The organism is Aeromonas rivuli, assembly GCF_020149575.1.
GTDB classification, from domain to species: Bacteria; Pseudomonadota; Gammaproteobacteria; order Enterobacterales; family Aeromonadaceae; genus Aeromonas; species Aeromonas rivuli.
Genome location: NZ_CP079742.1, coordinates 3,834,054 through 3,850,445, shown reverse-complemented (window position 1 = coordinate 3,850,445; position 16,392 = coordinate 3,834,054). Strand labels below are relative to the sequence as shown.

At 63.0% G+C, this 16,392-nt stretch carries 16 protein-coding genes; 11 read left to right on the top strand and 5 right to left on the bottom strand.

Annotation, left to right across the window (positions count from 1 at the left end; all coding sequences use genetic code 11):
* The first annotated feature begins 10 nt into the window (after nucleotides 1-10).
* The 4 genes from KYK33_RS17700 to KYK33_RS17685 all read left to right on the top strand — a co-directional run bounded on the left by KYK33_RS17700 (nucleotide 11) and on the right by KYK33_RS17685 (nucleotide 4,639).
* Nucleotides 11-922, top strand: coding sequence for an ornithine carbamoyltransferase (locus tag KYK33_RS17700; RefSeq protein WP_042044276.1), 912 nt, complete (start codon nucleotides 11-13; stop codon nucleotides 920-922).
* 51 nt (nucleotides 923-973) lie between these two features.
* Nucleotides 974-2,209: an argininosuccinate synthase gene (locus KYK33_RS17695; RefSeq protein WP_042044275.1), complete on the top strand. Its 1,236-nt coding sequence runs from the start codon at nucleotides 974-976 to the stop codon at nucleotides 2,207-2,209.
* A gap of 230 nt (nucleotides 2,210-2,439) precedes the next feature.
* Nucleotides 2,440-3,825: an argininosuccinate lyase gene (argH, locus tag KYK33_RS17690; RefSeq protein WP_224431363.1), complete on the top strand. Its 1,386-nt coding sequence runs from the start codon at nucleotides 2,440-2,442 to the stop codon at nucleotides 3,823-3,825.
* A gap of 178 nt (nucleotides 3,826-4,003) precedes the next feature.
* Nucleotides 4,004-4,639 carry an FMN-binding negative transcriptional regulator gene (locus tag KYK33_RS17685; RefSeq protein ID WP_224431362.1) on the top strand — a complete coding sequence of 212 codons (636 nt, stop codon included), beginning with the start codon at nucleotides 4,004-4,006 and terminating at the stop codon, nucleotides 4,637-4,639.
* Between the two features lie 146 nt (nucleotides 4,640-4,785).
* Here KYK33_RS17685 and KYK33_RS17680 read toward each other — a convergent pair whose 3' ends face one another.
* Together KYK33_RS17680 and KYK33_RS17675 are read right to left on the bottom strand one after the other, a co-directional pair.
* Nucleotides 4,786-5,247 carry a GNAT family N-acetyltransferase gene (locus KYK33_RS17680; RefSeq protein ID WP_224431361.1) on the bottom strand — a complete coding sequence of 154 codons (462 nt, stop codon included), beginning with the start codon at nucleotides 5,245-5,247 and terminating at the stop codon, nucleotides 4,786-4,788.
* Nucleotides 5,248-5,284: 37 nt separating this feature from the next.
* Entirely contained in the window at nucleotides 5,285-5,497 is a 213-nt protein-coding gene (locus KYK33_RS17675) for a hypothetical protein (protein ID WP_224431360.1), read from the bottom strand.
* Nucleotides 5,498-5,694: 197 nt separating this feature from the next.
* Here KYK33_RS17675 and KYK33_RS17670 point away from each other — a divergent pair, with 197 nt between their 5' ends.
* The 4 genes from KYK33_RS17670 to ptsG all read left to right on the top strand — a co-directional run bounded on the left by KYK33_RS17670 (nucleotide 5,695) and on the right by ptsG (nucleotide 10,986).
* On the top strand, nucleotides 5,695-6,399 hold the full coding sequence (locus KYK33_RS17670; RefSeq protein WP_042044269.1) for a response regulator: 705 nt from the start codon (nucleotides 5,695-5,697) through the stop codon (nucleotides 6,397-6,399).
* Complete coding sequence (locus KYK33_RS17665) at nucleotides 6,389-7,831, top strand: sensor histidine kinase (RefSeq protein ID WP_224431359.1); 1,443 nt, start codon at nucleotides 6,389-6,391, stop codon at nucleotides 7,829-7,831. The genes KYK33_RS17670 and KYK33_RS17665 overlap by 11 nt, the downstream gene beginning before the upstream one ends.
* Before the next feature lie 343 nt (nucleotides 7,832-8,174).
* Nucleotides 8,175-9,422 carry an ABC transporter substrate-binding protein gene (locus KYK33_RS17660; RefSeq protein WP_224431358.1) on the top strand — a complete coding sequence of 416 codons (1,248 nt, stop codon included), beginning with the start codon at nucleotides 8,175-8,177 and terminating at the stop codon, nucleotides 9,420-9,422.
* Nucleotides 9,423-9,531: 109 nt separating this feature from the next.
* On the top strand, nucleotides 9,532-10,986 hold the full coding sequence (ptsG, locus tag KYK33_RS17655; protein WP_224431357.1) for a glucose-specific PTS transporter subunit IIBC: 1,455 nt from the start codon (nucleotides 9,532-9,534) through the stop codon (nucleotides 10,984-10,986).
* Between the two features lie 170 nt (nucleotides 10,987-11,156).
* On the opposite strand, the gene KYK33_RS17650 is transcribed toward ptsG, so the two are convergent.
* The 3 genes from KYK33_RS17650 to KYK33_RS17640 form a co-directional block, all read right to left on the bottom strand.
* Nucleotides 11,157-11,495 carry a DUF1294 domain-containing protein gene (locus tag KYK33_RS17650; protein ID WP_224431356.1) on the bottom strand — a complete coding sequence of 113 codons (339 nt, stop codon included), beginning with the start codon at nucleotides 11,493-11,495 and terminating at the stop codon, nucleotides 11,157-11,159.
* A complete protein-coding gene (locus KYK33_RS17645) occupies nucleotides 11,492-12,082 on the bottom strand; it encodes a sugar O-acetyltransferase (RefSeq protein WP_224431355.1) in 591 nt (196 codons plus the stop codon). The genes KYK33_RS17650 and KYK33_RS17645 overlap by 4 nt, the downstream gene beginning before the upstream one ends.
* Nucleotides 12,083-12,161: 79 nt before the next feature.
* Entirely contained in the window at nucleotides 12,162-13,421 is a 1,260-nt protein-coding gene (locus KYK33_RS17640; RefSeq protein ID WP_224431354.1) for an MgtC/SapB family protein, read from the bottom strand.
* A gap of 229 nt (nucleotides 13,422-13,650) precedes the next feature.
* Here KYK33_RS17640 and KYK33_RS17635 point away from each other — a divergent pair, with 229 nt between their 5' ends.
* The 3 genes from KYK33_RS17635 to cysT all read left to right on the top strand — a co-directional run bounded on the left by KYK33_RS17635 (nucleotide 13,651) and on the right by cysT (nucleotide 16,370).
* Complete coding sequence (locus KYK33_RS17635; RefSeq protein WP_224431353.1) at nucleotides 13,651-14,652, top strand: sulfate ABC transporter substrate-binding protein; 1,002 nt, start codon at nucleotides 13,651-13,653, stop codon at nucleotides 14,650-14,652.
* 55 nt (nucleotides 14,653-14,707) lie between these two features.
* Entirely contained in the window at nucleotides 14,708-15,244 is a 537-nt protein-coding gene (locus tag KYK33_RS17630) for an RBBP9/YdeN family alpha/beta hydrolase (protein ID WP_224431352.1), read from the top strand.
* A gap of 286 nt (nucleotides 15,245-15,530) precedes the next feature.
* Complete coding sequence (gene cysT, locus KYK33_RS17625; RefSeq protein ID WP_224431351.1) at nucleotides 15,531-16,370, top strand: sulfate ABC transporter permease subunit CysT; 840 nt, start codon at nucleotides 15,531-15,533, stop codon at nucleotides 16,368-16,370.
* Nucleotides 16,371-16,392: the final 22 nt, after the last annotated feature.

The window sequence follows — 16,392 nt, the reverse complement described above, 5'->3', positions numbered from 1 at the left end:
GGACGATTCGATGCAACACCTGCTCAAAGACAGCGACCTCGACAAGGCCCAGATCCTGGCCCTGATTGCCCTGGGCAAACAGGTCAAGGCAGACCCGAAAAAGTACCGTCAGGCCCTGGCGGGCAAGGCAGTGGTGACCCTGTTCGAGAAGCCCTCGCTGCGCACCCGGGTCACCTTCGACATCGGCATCGCCAAGCTGGGTGGCCACAGCGTCTATCTGGATCAGCAGAACGGGGCGCTCGGCAAGCGCGAATCCGTGCAGGATTTCGCTGCCAACCTGTCCCGTTGGTGTGATGCCATCGTCGCCCGGGTATTCGATCATCAGACCCTGGTCGATCTGCAGAAGTACGCGACAGTGCCCGTGGTCAACAGCCTGTGCAACCTCTATCACCCCTGCCAGGGGCTGGCGGATTTCATGACCATCGCCGAGCACTATGACGACCTGTCCAAGGTGAAGCTCGCCTACCTGGGGGATGGCAACAACGTCAGTCACTCCCTGATGCTGCTGGGGGCGACCCTGGGTACGGACGTGACCCTGATCTGCCCGAAAGGCCATGGCCCCGATACCCAGATCTTCAAGCAGGCCGAGGCGCTGGCGGCGCAATCTGGCGCGCACATTCACATCAGTGACGATGTGGCCGACATCGAGGGCTTCGATGTTGTCTACACCGATACCTGGGTCTCCATGGGTGACAACACCCCAATGGAGCAGGTAAAAGAGATCTTCATGCCTTATCAGATCAACCAGGCCCTGCTCGACCGGACCGGCATCGCGCATGTGCTGCACTGCCAACCGGCCCATCGGGAGCTGGAGATCACCTCGGAAGTGATGGACGGCCCCGCCTCCCTCATTTTGGACGAGGCAGAGAACCGGATGCATATCCAGAACGCCATCTTGCTGACCCTGATGGGCCACAACTGAGCGACCGACCCTGTTTTTAATGTTTTCAAGATTGATCATGGAGAGAAGTAAATGAGCGGAATCAACAAGATAGTACTGGCTTACTCGGGCGGACTGGATACCTCGGCCATCATTCCCTGGCTCAAAGAGCACTACAACGCCGAGATCATCGCCTTCGTGGCCGATGTCGGTCAGGGTGAAGATGATCTGGAAGGGGTGGAAGAGAAGGCCCTGGCTTCCGGTGCCACCAAGTGCATCGTCTATGACCTGAAGGAAGAGTTCGTCAAGGAGTACGTCTATCCGACCCTGAAGACGGGCGCCATCTACGAAGGCACTTACCTGCTGGGCACCTCCATGGCCCGTCCGGTGATCGCCAAGGCCATGGTGGAAGTGGCCAAGGCCGAAGGGGCCGATGCCATCGCCCACGGTTGCACCGGCAAGGGCAACGATCAGGTGCGTTTCGAAGGGGCCGTGGCCTCCCTGGCACCCCAGCTCAAAGTGATCGCCCCCTGGCGCATCTGGGACATGCGTTCCCGGGAAGAGCTGCTTGCCTATCTGGAAGCGCGCAACATCCCCTGCAAGGCGACCCTGAAGAAGCTCTACAGCCGCGATGCCAACGCCTGGCACATCTCCACCGAGGGTGGCGAGCTGGAGAGCACCTGGAACGAGCCGTCCGACGCCGTCTGGCAGTGGACCGTCTCCCCGGAGCAGGCACCGAACGAGCCGGAATACGTCAAGCTGACCGTCAAGCAGGGTGAAATCGTCGCGGTCGATGACCAGGCCCTGAGCCCCTACCAGGTACTGGTGACCCTGAATGAGCGCGCCGGCAAGCACGGCGTCGGTCGTATCGACATCACAGAGAACCGTCTGGTGGGCATGAAGTCCCGTGGTTGCTACGAGACCCCGGGCGGCACCGTCATGATGGCGGCCCTGCGTGCCATCGAAGAGCTGGTGCTGGACAAGCCGACCCGCTCCTGGCGTGAGAAGCTCGGCGCCGAGTTCTCCCATCTGGTCTATGACGGCCGCTGGTTCACCCCGCTGTGCAAGGCGGTACTGGCCTCTGCCAATGCCATCGCCGAGGATCTGGACGGTGAAGTGGTGCTGAAGATGTACAAGGGCCAGGTGAGCGCGACCCAGAAGCGTTCCGCCAACAGCCTCTACTCCGAAGATTTCGCCACCTTCGGCGCCGACGAGGTGTACGACCAGAGCCATGCCGAAGGCTTTATCCGCCTCTACACCCTGGCCAGCCGCATTCGTGCCCTGAAAGAGCAGAATCTGGCGGTGGGCGGCGACCATACCCACGGTTGATCGTCACCTTCATGACCAGATAAGCGAGGGGGCCTGGCCCCCTCATTTATCAAGACGCCGTGATGGCTAAGGGTCAGCCCTTAGCCATCGGGGTGGGAGAGTCGGCAGACCGACCCTCAAGCGTGACGAAAGGGGCGCCAGCGCGCCCCTTTTTATGAGATAACCCTTCATCGAGATAACGAGCGGCGGGCGCAAGTGGCGCCACCGACAACTGATTCAAGGAGAGCAGTATGGCACTTTGGGGTGGACGCTTCAGTCAGGGGGCAGATAGCAGGTTCAAGCAGTTCAATGACTCCTTGCGCTTCGATTACCGGCTGGCGGAGCAGGACATTCAGGGCTCCATGGCCTGGGCCCGCGCCCTGGTCACGGTCGGTGTCCTGACCGCCGATGAGCAGGGAAAACTGCAACAAGCGATGGAGGTGCTGCTCGCTTCGGTGCAGCAGGATCCCCAGCAGATCCTCAGCTCCGATGCCGAAGACATCCACTCCTGGGTCGAGAGCGCGCTTATCGCCGCCGTCGGCGACCTCGGCAAGAAGCTGCACACCGGCCGCTCGCGCAACGATCAGGTCGCCACCGATCTCAAACTCTGGTGCAAGGCCCAGGGTGAGCTGCTGCTCGGCTCCATCACGGCGCTGCAACAGGGGCTGGTCGCTTCCGCCCGTGCCAATCAGGCCGCGGTGCTGCCCGGTTACACCCACTTGCAGCGTGCCCAGCCGGTCACCTTCGCCCACTGGGCCCTGGCCTATGTGGAGATGCTGGAGCGCGACCACTCCCGCCTGCAGGATGCCCTCAAGCGCCTCGACACCAGCCCGCTCGGCTGCGGCGCCCTGGCCGGGACTGCCTATGCCATCGACCGTGAAGCGCTGGCGCTGGACATGGGTTTCAGCGGCGCCACCCGCAACAGCCTGGACTCGGTCTCGGACCGGGACCACGTGGTGGAGCTGATGCACGTGGCGTCGCTGTCCATGGCGCACCTGTCGCGCTTCGCCGAGGATCTCATCTTCTACAACACCGGCGAGGCGGGCTTCGTGGAGCTCTCCGATGCGGTCACTTCCGGCTCTTCCCTGATGCCCCAGAAGAAGAACCCGGATGCCCTTGAGCTGATTCGTGGCAAGACCGGCCGGGTAGTCGGCGCCCAGATGGCCATGCTGATGAGCCTCAAGGCGCTGCCGCTGGCTTACAACAAGGACATGCAGGAAGACAAGGAAGGGCTGTTCGACGCCCTGGACACCTGGCACGACTGCCTCGACATGGCGGCCCTGGTGCTGATCGATCTCAAGGTGAACGTCGAGCGCACCAAGGCGGCGGCCCAGGGCGGCTATGCCAACGCCACCGAGCTGGCGGACTATCTGGTGGCCAAGGGGATCCCCTTCCGCGAGGCGCACCATATCGTCGGTGAAGTGGTGGTGCAGGCCATCAAGTTGAAGAAACCGCTGGAAGAACTCTCTTTGCCTGAGTTCCAGCGCTTCAGCCCCGTCATTGGCGAGGATGTCTATCCTAACCTGGAGCTGGAAGCCACCCTGGCCAAGCGGGTCGCCAAGGGCGGCGTCGCCCGCGAGCAGATAGAAGCTGCCCTCACTGTCGCCGAACAGTGGCTGGCCAAGCGGGCGGGTTAACCCAACCGCTGCGGCTTGATTCCAATGCGCACAAGACGGCAACCTCGGGGTTGCCGTCTTCTATTGTTCTCCGGCGTGTCAGTCGGGTACCGAACATGGACACTGATCCAGGATCTTGCCTGGCCCACCGTGCCGATGTGGGAGAGGATACAGGCCTGTCATCATTCAAGGAGTTGTCATGTATCTACCCCCTCACTTCGAAGCCCCCAACACCCAAGTGATCCACGAGCTGATGCAGGCCCATCCCTTGGCGGCTCTGGTGGTGCATGGCCCGGCAGGGCTGGATGCCAATCACCTGCCGTTCGAGTTCGATGCCGGGGAGGGGGAGCATGGCATCTTGCGGGCCCATGTGGCGCGCAACAACCCGCTCTGGCAGGAGGTGAAGGAAGGGCAGGAGGTGCTGGTGATCTTCAGGGCCGCCGAGGGCTACGTCTCCCCCAACTGGTATCCGAGCAAGCAGGTGCACCACAAACAGGTGCCCACCTGGAACTATGCGGTGGTGCATGCCCACGGTCGCATCCGGGTGCGGGACGATGCCCGCTTCGTGCGCCGCCTGCTCGCCACCCTGACCCGCACCCAGGAGGCTGCCGAGCCCGCGCCCTGGAAGATGGCGGACGCGCCGAGAGACTATCTCGAGGCCATGGTGCAGGCCGTGGTGGGCATCGAAATCGAGATAACCGGGTTGGTGGGCAAGTTCAAGTTGAGTCAGAACAAGGAGGAGGGGGACCGGCTGGGGGTCGTCGATGCTTTGCAGGCCAAGGGCCAGACCGCGCTGGCAGCGGCGATGCAACAGTCACCACTCTCGCCGCGATAGCGATACATTCCGCTATGTGGATAGATAGCAAAACGGCAACCCATGGGTTGCCGTTGTTGATGGTGCGTCCGTTCAGAGCATCATTGGCCAGGCGGCTGGCGCGATAGCGTCCATTTCGCGACCAGCCATGGGGCTGGCTGCCTGGACTACAATGCCTTGCGCATCAATGCATTGGGGATCATGACGCCGCGGCGGACGGGATACCTTCGCTCTTCCACATGAAAGCCATGCAGTGCGAAGAAGGGTTCCGCCGTCTTGCTCACATCGGCCGTCAGTTCGCCAATACCCAATAACCTGGCCTCTTCATGAAGGCGCATCATCAAGCGGGTGCCGACCCCTTGTCGTGCATGAGAGCCCGACACGAAAAAGTGGTCGATATAGCCATTGGGCTGAACGTCAGCATACCCGGCGATGTCACCATCAATGTCGGCGACAAAGGGGCGTAATGTCCTGATATGCTCAGCCCACAGCGTCGGGGAAATATCCTCGGGTGCCCATGCCTGAATCTGCTCCGCTGTATAGTCAGCCGATGCAACCTCATGCACTGCCGATAAAAAAACCTTAAATAACGTGGCTTCATCCCCGATGTTGAATCGTCGAATGTTCATTGTTTCCTCTCTGGATAACGGAGGCTGGGTGCCCGGCTCAGAGATCCCTGAATGGCCGGCGCTTCTCTTCCTCGATGACGATGGCCTCCAGGTTGGCGACCCGCTCCTGCAACTCCTTGATGATGAGATCCTGCTTGCCGAGGCGGTCGGTGATTCGGGCATCCCCCAGCTGGTAGCGGGCGCGTTTGCCAAGATAGCCGAACAGCACGCTGATAAAGACGATCAGAACGATGGCGGTCCACAGACTCATATTGCCTCCCTGGCATCTGATCCCCGCTCGGGGTGAGTAGAGCCATTTTGTCACCCTGGGGGAACCTTGCCCAGTGACCGGTCGGGGTGACGGCGATTTGTAAGCATCTGGTTACAAAAAGCCCGCCAATTGCCTCGACCCTGGCGCGCCTGTGCTGGTAACTTAGGGCCGATCTTCGTAGCCAGATTGATAATGCCATGGACAGTAAAGTCATTCTCATCGTCGATGACAGCCAGGCGCTGACCGATACCCTCACCGAGTATCTGGGCCGTGCGGGCTTCGAGGTGCGCACCGCCTGCGATGGCGAGGCCATGTGGCAGCAGGTGCGCCAGGGCATGCCGGATCTGGTGATCCTGGACGTGATGCTGCCCGGGGATGACGGCTTCACCCTCTGCTCTCAGCTGCGCCGCCTCTCCAACGTGCCCATCATGATGCTGACCGCCGTGACCGAGGATGCCGATCGTATCGCCGGGCTCGAGATAGGGGCGGATGATTACCTCACCAAGAGTTTCAATCCCCGGGAGCTGCTGGCCCGGATCAAGGCGCTGCTGCGGCGCAGCCGTCTCACCCAGCAGGCGGCGACTGCCCGGCGCATCAGCTTCGGCCCCTGGACCCTGGACAGCGTGACCCGTCAGCTCTCCCGTGCGGGGGAGGTGCCGCGTCAGCTATCGGGGGCCGACTACACCCTGCTCGGCCTCTTCATTCGCCACCCCAATGAGCTGCTCAGCCGGGATCTCATCTCCCATGAGATCTGGGGGAGGGAGAGCGACCCGTTCGAGCGGGGCATAGACGTACAGGTCTCCCGGCTGCGCCAGGCCCTGGATGACAAGGATCGCACCCTGATCATGACGGTGCGCAACAAGGGTTACATGCTGGCGACCGAGACCGTCTATGAGGCCTAGCCGTGGCTGGGGGCCCCGCTCCCTGGCCAGCCGCACCAGCCTGTTCCTGCTGTGCGTCATCCTGGCCGCCGAGCTGTGCGCCGGTTATTTCTGGTATCGCCACAGCAACCAGGCTCAGGAGCAGGGCTTGATCAGCACTGTGCGCAGCATGGCCCTGAGCGCCTCCTCCACCATCGCCTTCTTTCGCAAGCTGCCCCAGGATTACCGCCATCTGGTGCTGGAGCAGCTGCGCAACATGGGGGGCACCCGCTTCTTCGTCTCCCTCAACAATCACCCGCTGCCGGTGACCCCCATCTCGGGTTCGTCCCGCCGCGAGCACATGGTGACCGAGGTGCGGCGCGTGCTGCAGCAGGAGCTGGGCAGCGAGGTGACCACCCGGGTCGAGTTTACCAATCGCGCCGATCTGCGGGTGTTCAACACCGAGCTCCCCATCGACGACTTGCCCCTGAACTGGGCCCACTACAGCCTGGCACTGGGGGAGCTCAATCCGCCCATTCTGGTGATACAGATCGCCGTGTCGCCCACCGCCTGGTTCTATCTGGCGGCTGCGCTGCCCGCCCCTTATGACAGCCTTGATCCCCGCTTCTTCACCCTGAATCAGCTCGGCTTCATGCTGGGCTCGGCGCTCATCATACTGATCGCCACCTGGTGGGTGGTGCGCAAGGAGATAAGGCCCATCCGCAACCTGGCGCGGGCCGCCACCCTGCTCGACAGCAAGCGGGAGGTGCCCGAGGTGCAGGAGGAGGGGAGCAGCGAGACCCGCGCCGCCATCCACGCCTTCAACAAGATGCAGCGGCGCATCAGCAGCCACCTGCATGAGCGTGATCTGCTGTTCAGCGCCATGTCCCATGATCTAAAAACCCCGCTGGCCTGCCTCAAGCTGCGTACCGAGATGCTGGATGATGCCGAGGTGCGGGACAAGTTCGCAGCCCATCTGGACGAGATGGAGCTGATGGTGAAGGGTGCCTTGCAGTGCATGAAAGAGACCCATATCCACGAGGAGATAGAGGCGCTGGATCTGATGGGCATGCTGCGCCGCTGTGGCGAGCTCCATAACCACGATGAGCTGAGGATGACGCTGCAAGGGCCCTCCATCCTGATGCTGGTCGGCAAGCCGCTGGCCATCAAGCGCTGCCTGCAAAACATCATAGACAACGGCATCAAGTATGGAGAGCGCCTTTCGGTGCAGGTGGCGCGCCAGGGGGACAAGGTGAGGATCGCATTCAGTGACCAAGGGCCGGGCATCAGTCCGGCGCTGATGGAGCGGGTGTTTGATCCCTACTTCAGGGTGGCCTCGACCCGGGCCCTGCCCGGCAGCGGGCTCGGCCTCACCATAGCCCGCCACATCGCCCGCATCCACGGCGGCGACATTCATCTTCACAATCATCAACCCCATGGTTTGACCCTGGTACTGGAGCTCAACCTTGACTAATTCCCTGCGGGCCCTGCCCGGCAGCTCACCATCGCCCGCATCCACGGTGGCGACATTCATCTTCACAATCATCAACCCCATGGTCTGACCCTGGTACTGGAGCTCAACCTTGACTGATTCCCTGCGGGCCCTGCCCGGCAGCTCACCATCGCCCGCATCCACGGCGGCGACATTCATCTTCACAATCATCAACCCCATGGTCTGACCCTGGTACTGGAGCTCAATCTTGACTGATTCCCTGCGGGCCCTGCCCGGCAGCTCACCCTCGCCCGCATCCACGGCGGCGACATTCATCTTCACAATCATCAACCCCATGGTCTGACCCTGGTACTGGAGCTCAACCTTGACTAATTCCCTGCGGGCCCTGGCCTGGTTGCTGGCCCTGCCGCTCCATGACGCCCTGGCCGGCGAGGTGGAGATGTTGCACTGGTGGACTTCCCCGGGGGAGCAGGCTGCCTTCGCCGTGGTGACGACCCAGTTGCAAGGGGCCGGAGTGGAGCTCAAGAATGCCGCCATCCTTGGCGGCGGAGGCAACAGCGCCATGGATGTGCTGCAGGCCAGAGCCATCGCGGGCAATCCCCCGGCCCTGGCCCAGCTTGAGGGGCAGGCCATCGCCTCCTGGACCCTGCTCGGTTTCATCCAGCCCCAGGATGAGGTGGCAGTCGAACAGCACTGGGATCAGCAACTGCTGGGGGTCGCTCCCCAAGTAAACAAGATAAAGGGCCACTACATGGGGATACCGGTCAACGTGCATCGCCTCAACTGGATGTGGGTCAACCGCGCCCTGCTGGCCCGGCTCGACATTGCGCCGCCCACCGACTGGCCCGGCTTTCTCGATGCGGTGCGGGCCCTCAAGGCCAAGGGCATCAAACCGCTGGCGCTCGGCAACGACCCCTGGCAGGTGGCCTTGCTGTTCGAGAGCCTGGCGCTGGGGATGGGGGGCAAGGAGTATTACCAGAAGGCCTTCGTCGAGCTGGACCCGGTGGCGCTCGGCAGTGATACCAGTCGCCAGATCCTGGACCGCTTTCGCGAGTTGAGCGAGCTGGTGTTGCCGACCCTGAGCCAGCAGAGCTGGGATCAGGCCACCGCCGATCTTGCCGAGGGCAAGGCCGCCTTCCAGTTGATGGGGGACTGGGTTCTGGGAGATCTGCTGGCCCGAGGTGTGGCCGTGCCCGAGCAGATCCAGTGCCTGCCGGCACCTGGCACCCAGGGGCTCTATGTCTACAACATGGACAGCTTCGTGATGTTCAACGCCAACCTGCCCAAAGACCATCTCGGGATTGCCAGGGCGCTGGCCAGCCCGGATTTCCAGCTCGCCTTCAACCGCGCCAAGGGCTCGATCCCGGTGCGCCGGGATCTCTCCTTGGCCGATTTCAATCCCTGTGCCCAGTTGTCGCGCATCGACTACGACAGGGCCGAGGCCGCCGGCAATCTGATGCCGAGCGTGGCGGATTCCATGGCGTTGCATCCCCTCTATCAGAAGGCGGTCGAGAGCGAGCTCTATCGCTTCTTCAATCAGCCCGATCTCGACAGGGAGGGGGTGATCCGCCGCCTCGGCGCCGTGGCACGCACGGCCTCCGCCAAGGGGTGAACATGTCGGCTTTGTAACCGTTTCATTACAATCCGATAGCCTATTGATACTCGCGGGCCGCGCCGACCCGGTAACATCTTCCGGACAACCATCAAAAAGGAATTGAGCCATGTCCGGATCGTTTTTCTCCCAGGCGCAGCGGGTCGGCCGCAGTCTGATGCTACCCGTGGCGACCCTGCCCGCCGCCGGCCTGATGCTGGGCATAGGCAACTTTGGTGCCCAGGGGCACCTCTTCCTGCCGGAGTCCTTCTGGAGCGTGCTGATGGTGTCGGGGGACTGGATCTTCGGCAACATGCCGCTGCTGTTTCTGATCGGCATCGCCATCGGCCTTGCCCGCAACAATGACGGCACGGCCGCCCTGGCCGCCGTGGTGGGCTTCATCACCATGAACGCGGCCCTCGGCAAGACGGTGGTGTTGCGCGGCCTTGAGACCAACACAGAGGTGATGAGCATTCCCACCCTCAACATGGGGATCCTCGGCAGCATCTTGATGGGATCCCTGGCGGCCTATTTCTTCAACCGCTTCCACACCTTGAAGCTGCCCGAATACCTGGGCTTCTTCGCCGGCAAGCGCTTCGTGCCCATCATTACCGGCTTTAGCGGCATCTTCCTCGGGGTCATGCTTGGCTTCATCTGGCCCGTGGTTGGCTCCGCCATCTTCGAGTTCACCGCCTACCTGGGCACCTTGAACAAATCGATCACCTTCGGCATCTATGGTCTGGTCGAGCGCGCCCTGATCCCGACCGGTTTGCACCACATCTGGAACGCCTTCTTCTTCAACGAGCTGGGCAGCTGGACCAACCCGCAGACCGGGGAAGTGGTAACGGGGGAGCTGGTGCGCTTCTTCAAGGGGGATCCCAATGCCGGTGGTCTGGCCGGTGGCTACATGTACTCCATGTGGGCCCTGCCTGCCGCGGCCCTGGCCATCTATAGCTGCGCCAAGCCCGAGAAACGCAAGCTGGTGGGCGGCCTGATGCTGTCGGCGGCCTTCACCTCCTGGCTGACCGGGATCACCGAGCCGGTGGAGTTCGCCTTCCTGTTCGTGGCGCCGATGCTCTATGTGGTTCACACCCTGCTGACCGGGGTCGCCTTCGCACTGACCAACTACCTGGGCATAGTGCACAGCACCGACTTTGCCCATGGCGCACTGCAGTTCTTCCTCTACCTGAATCTGCCCCAGACCCACAACACCTGGTGGTTCCTGATCATCGGGCCGCTCTGGGCGCTGCTCTACTTCTTCCTGTTCCGCTTCTTCATCCTGAAGTTCAACCTCAAGACCCCGGGGCGGGAGAGCCAGCCGCTGCAGGCGGTGGACATCAAGGAGCAAGACGAGTTGGCGCTGGATCTGGTCGAGGCCATGGGGGGGGCGGCAAACATAGAGCACCTGGATGCCTGCATCACCCGGCTAAGGGTCACTCTGCATGACATCAAGCTGGCCGATATTGCCCGCATCAAGGCCCTTGGCGCCATCGACGTACTGGTGGTGGGCAACAACCTGCAGGCCATCTTCGGCACCCGATCCGACAACATCAAGACCGAGATATCGGCGGCGCTGGCGGTGTAAGCGCCTCAGGATCAGAGTGATGTACGCCGGGGCCAGTGTGCTCGTCGCTCAGGCCATCTCAAGGCCGGGATGGCGGGGATTGGCGGTGTGATCCGCCCCATGGAAAGGTCTGAAAAAAAGAGAGGGCCCCACCGCTGGTGGGGCCCTCTCTTTTTGGTGCAAGTGATGGGTCAGGCTAGCCAGAAGGGGCGGCTGAGCCAGAGCCCGAGCAAGAACAACTGGCCCCAGACGATGGCCCAGAATCGGAGGCGGTAGCTGCCCTTCTGGGTCTTGTGGCGCAGCCAGTGGCGGGCCACCAGGGCGCCGGGCCAGCCGCCGAGCAGCTCCAGCAGGTGCAGGCGGGATTCCGGGATGCGCCAGCCGCCGCGCACCGCCTGGCGCTTGTCCCAGGCGTAGGCGGTCAGGGTCAGCAGGCTCATCAGCACTATCAGGCCAAGGGGCCACCAGAGGCCGCTCTGCACGCCAAGCCAGCTGGCCCAGCCAAGCGGGATCAGGGCCAGCCCCATCATGACAGCAGCGCCGGATCCCGGGGCTCGTCCGGGCTGAGGGTGCGGATCACCCGGGCCGGGTTGCCCACCGCCAGTGAGTCCGCCGGTATGTCCCGGGTCACCACGGCGCCTGCGCCTATGATGGAGCGCGGCCCTATGGTGACGCCGGGGCAGATGATGGCGCCGCCGCCAATCCAGCAGTCATCGCCGATGCGCACCGGCTTGTTGTAGGCGGTCCAGTTGCGGCGCTCCAGATAGTCCATGCTGTGGGTGGCGGTGTAAATCTGCACGTTGGGGGCCAGCAGCACATGGCTGCCGATGTGCACCTCGCCCACGTCCAGTATGGTGACGTTGAAGTTGAAGAAGGTCTTCTCCCCCAGATGGATGTTGCGGCCAAATTCGCAGATGAAGGGGGAGCTTATCCAGCAGGAGTCGGGGCAGTGGCCGAACAGCTCGGCGCACAGGCTCTGGCGCCCCTGGTGATCCCCCGCCGGTGTGGCGTTGAGTCTCGCCAGCAGGGCCTGGCCGCGAATGCGGTCGTTCGCTATCTCCTCGCTCTGGCTGTTCAGGGCGCCGCCCGCCAGTACCTTGTCCCAGTCGCTTGCCATGCTCACCTCCTCTCATGTGCCAAGAGGCGCCAGTATACGTGACGGGCAGTGCGGCGTCAGGGGATCCCTGATGACCAGGTCAGCCCAGCCAGAGCAGGGGCAGGATCAGCAGCACTGAGAGGAGGTAGGGCAGCATCACCCTCAGCCCCAGACGGCGGCCGCCGATCACCAGGGCCAGCAGCCCCTTCACCAGGGAGTTGACCTGCCCGGCCAGCAGAATGGCCCGGGCCGCCACCTCCAGCGCCAGCTCCTTGTGGGCGAGCTGGGAGAGAGACAAGGTGATGGCGTCCACGTCGGTGATGCCGGAGACCAGCGCCAGCAGATAGACCCCGGAGTTGCCCACCTTGCTCTGCAGCAGTGTGGCCATGAAGCCGATCAGCGCCAGCAGCAGGCCGAACTTGATGGCGGTGGCGAGATCCAGCGGATTGCGGGTTTCGGGCTGCACCGGGTTGTCGGTCATTTCCTCGCGCTGGCGCCAGAACCAGAAGGCGAAGCCATAGACGATGGCCGCCAGCAGCAGCAGGGGGAGGGTCAGGCGCATGGCCAGCTCGTTGTGAATGAGCAGCACCAGCACCAGCAGTCGCAACCACATGGTGGCGCCCGCCAGCAGTATGCCGGTGGCCAGCAGCCGCTCCAGCCCGGGCTGCTCCTTGTTGAGGCGGGCAAACTGCAGGGTGAGGGCGGTGGAGGAGGCGAGCCCCGCCAGCATGCTGGTGAGCACCAGGCCGGCGCGGGTGCCGAGCAGGCGCACCGCGAAGTGGCCAGAGAAGGAGATGCCGGCGATCACCACCACCATCAGCCAGATCTTGAAGGGGTTGAAGGCGTTGAGGGGGCCCATCTCGACGTCGGGCAGCACCGGCAGCAGCACCAGAGAGATGAGCAGGAAGCGCAGGGTGGCGTGAAATTCCGTCTCGCTCAGAAACAGCATGCCCTGCTGGATCTGGCCCTTGAGCCCCATCAAGAGCGCCGCCAGCACGGCGCAGGCCACCGCCTCGCTCGGGCTTTGCAGCACAGACATCAGCCCCAGCAGGTAGGTGAGCACCATGGCCACCGAACTGGTGAGGCCAAATTCCCCCTGCCAGCGCTGGGCCAGCCAGACCGAGAGGCCGCAGCCAGCCGCCACAGCCAGCAGGCCGAGCAGGGCCAACCAGGATCCCAGGGTCGGCAGCAGCAGGGCGCAGACGCCGCCGAGCAGGCCGATGAGACCATAGGTCCGCATCCCGGCGATGCGCTGGTTGTCCCCCAGCTGGCGCACCTGCCAGCCCCGCTCCAGTCCTATGATGAGCCCTATGGCCAGTGACACCAGAGCGCCGTAGACGGGTTCCGCCTCGATCCACATGGGGTTCTCCTCCTGATCGTCTGACCCTCATGGCCGCTTGTGCCATCGCCCTGTGCTGAGGATGGCACAAGCTGATGCCGGGGCCTGGGCGCTGTCTCACAGAGTCCGGAGAGAGGGCGAGGGAGCGGACTTGATATGAGTAAATGAGATAAGCAAAGCGTAATTTCTTGGTTCTGGGCATAACGGATCATGGGCATGCTGAATACATCCCAGATAAAGGAGTATCGCCATGACATTAACCAAGACCGCCTTCACCCTCTTCTCTTTGCTGACCCTGAGTCAGGCCCAGGCCGCCGAGATCCGGCTGCTCAACGTCTCCTACGATCCGACCCGGGAGCTGTTCCATGAGTACAACGCCGCCTTCGCCAAGCAGTGGCTGGCCAAGACCGGGGACCAGGTGGTGGTGAGCCAGTCTCATGGCGGATCCGGCAAGCAGGCCCGCGCCGTGACGGAGGGGCTGGAGGCCGATGTGGTCTCCCTGGCCCTGGCCTACGACGTCAATGCCATTGCCAAGGAGGGGTTGATTGCCACCGACTGGCAGAGTCGGCTCGCCAATAACGCCGCGCCTTACACCTCCACCATCGTCTTCCTGGTGCGCAAGGGCAATCCCAAGCAGATCAAGGACTGGGACGATCTGGTTCGCCCCGATGTCGGCATAGTGACCCCCAATCCCAATACCTCGGGTGGCGCGCGCTGGAACTACCTCGCCGCCTGGGGTTATGCCCTGAAGAGCACGGGGAGCGAGGAGGGGGCCAAGCAGTTCGTCGGCGAGCTGTTCAAGAACGTCAAGGTGCTCGATTCCGGTGCCCGGGGCGCCACCACCAGCTTCACGGAGCGGGGGCTGGGGGATGTGCTGCTCGCCTGGGAGAACGAGGCGCTGCTGGTGCTGGATCAGCCCGGTAACGGCGACAAGTTCGAGCTGGTGGTGCCGTCGGTCTCCATCCTGGCCGAACCGCCGGTGGCCGTGGTCGACAAGGTCGCCAGGAAACATGGCACAGAGGCGGTGGCCAAGGCGTATCTCGAGTACCTCTATTCCGACGAAGGGCAGCGCCTCATCGCCAAGTATCACTACCGCCCAAGCCAGCCGAAGGTTCAGCAGGAGACGGCGGCCCAGTTCCCCCAGTTGACCCTGTTCACCGTCAAGGAGCTGGAAGGGGATTGGGAGAAGGCGCAGAAGAGACACTTTGCCCAGGGCGGGCTGTTCGACCAGATCTACCAGCCGGGCCGCTGAGCAGCAGCCGCTGGTGCCTTGATACCCTGGGGCGAGCAAGCAGAGGAGCGACATGATGAACAAGATCCTACTGGTTCCCGGCCTGCACGACAGCGGCCCGGATCACTGGCAGAGCCGCTGGCATCACGACTTTCCCCACTGGCAACGCATGGTGGGGCTGCCCTGGGATAAACCGGATCTGACGGTGTGGAGTGCCAAGCTGGCGGGCAAGCTCAGGAGTCGGCGCGGCAAGGCCCATCTGGTGGCTCACTCCTTCGGCGCCCTGGCGGCTATCCGCGCCAGCCAGTTGCAACCGGACAAGGTCGCCTCGCTCTTCCTGGTCGCGCCCGCCGATCCCGCCCGCTTCGGGATTGCAGATGAGTTGCTGGCCGGGCCCCTCGGGGTCTGCGCCCAGCTGGTAGCGAGCCGCAGCGACCCCTGGATGAGCTTCGAGCGAGCAGAATTTTGGCGTCAACAGTGGCAGCTTCCCCTCCATGATGCCGGTGAGGTGGGTCATCTCAATGCCCAATCCGGGCATGGGGCGTGGGCTAGTGGTCTGCAACTGCTCGGCGAGCTCTATCGCCGGGCCGAGCTGGTCGCCGACACGGTTTGAGAGCCGGGATCCCCCCTTTTGCAGGGCGTTGATCGTGGTGGTGGTCGTTGCTATCGGCAGAGGAGAGATAAAGCGGTGGGCATGGATAGCCCCCTGGGCAGGAGATTTTTGATAGTGCTTGGCAAGCTCCTTTCTGACCCGCATCTGGACGATGCGGGTCTTTTTTATGGACGGGTGCCGCTTAGCCAAAAAAGTGCTTAGCAAAGCCGTTATTGGCAGTTTGTTGTGGGGTCTGGAGTGCGCAGAATCGTCTTATCGAAAGCGACTTATAACAAACGGACTCGTTATGCGTTTTAGTTCTTACTCCGTCCTGCCCGGTCTGGGCACCACCCTGGGGTTCAGCCTGCTCTATCTGGGCCTGCTGGTCCTCTTGCCCATCGCCGCGCTGCTGCTGTTTGCGGTCAACCATATGAGCGCCGCCGAGTTCTGGCAGGTGATCAGTTCCCCCCGGGTGCTCGCCTCCTTCAGATTGAGTTTCGTTGCCGCCTTGGTCGCGGCCCTGCTCAACACGCTCTTTGGCCTGATCCTGGCCTGGGTACTGGTGCGCTACCGCTTCCCGGGTCGCCGTCTGGTGGATGCCCTGATCGATCTGCCCTTCGCCATGCCGACGGCCGTCTCCGGCATCGCCCTGTGCGCCATCTTCGCGCCCAATGGCTGGATAGGCCAGGCTCTGGCCCCCCTCGATATCACCCTCGCCTACAACCCGGCCGGGGTGGTGATAGCCCTGACCTTCATTGGCCTGCCCTTCGTGGTGCGCACCCTGCAACCCGTGTTGCGCGAGGCCGAAGCAGAGCAGGAGGAGGCCGCGGCCAGTCTGGGGGCCGATCGCTGGCAGACCTTCCTGCGGGTGCTGCTGCCGACCCTGATCCCGGCGCTGATCACCGGTTTTGCCCTGGCCTTTGCCCGTGGGGTCGGCGAATACGGTTCCGTCATCTTCATCGCCGGCAACCTGCCCATGGTCTCCGAGATAGCCCCCTTGATGATCATGAGTCACCTGGAGGAGTACGACTATGCAGGGGCCAGCGCCATCGCCCTGGTCATGCTGCTCATCTCTTTCGTCATGCTGTTGCTGATTAACCAGCTGCAAGCCTGGAGCTGGGCCCGCATAGGAGGAAGCCGAGCATGAATTCATCCGCCATCGCAGTGAA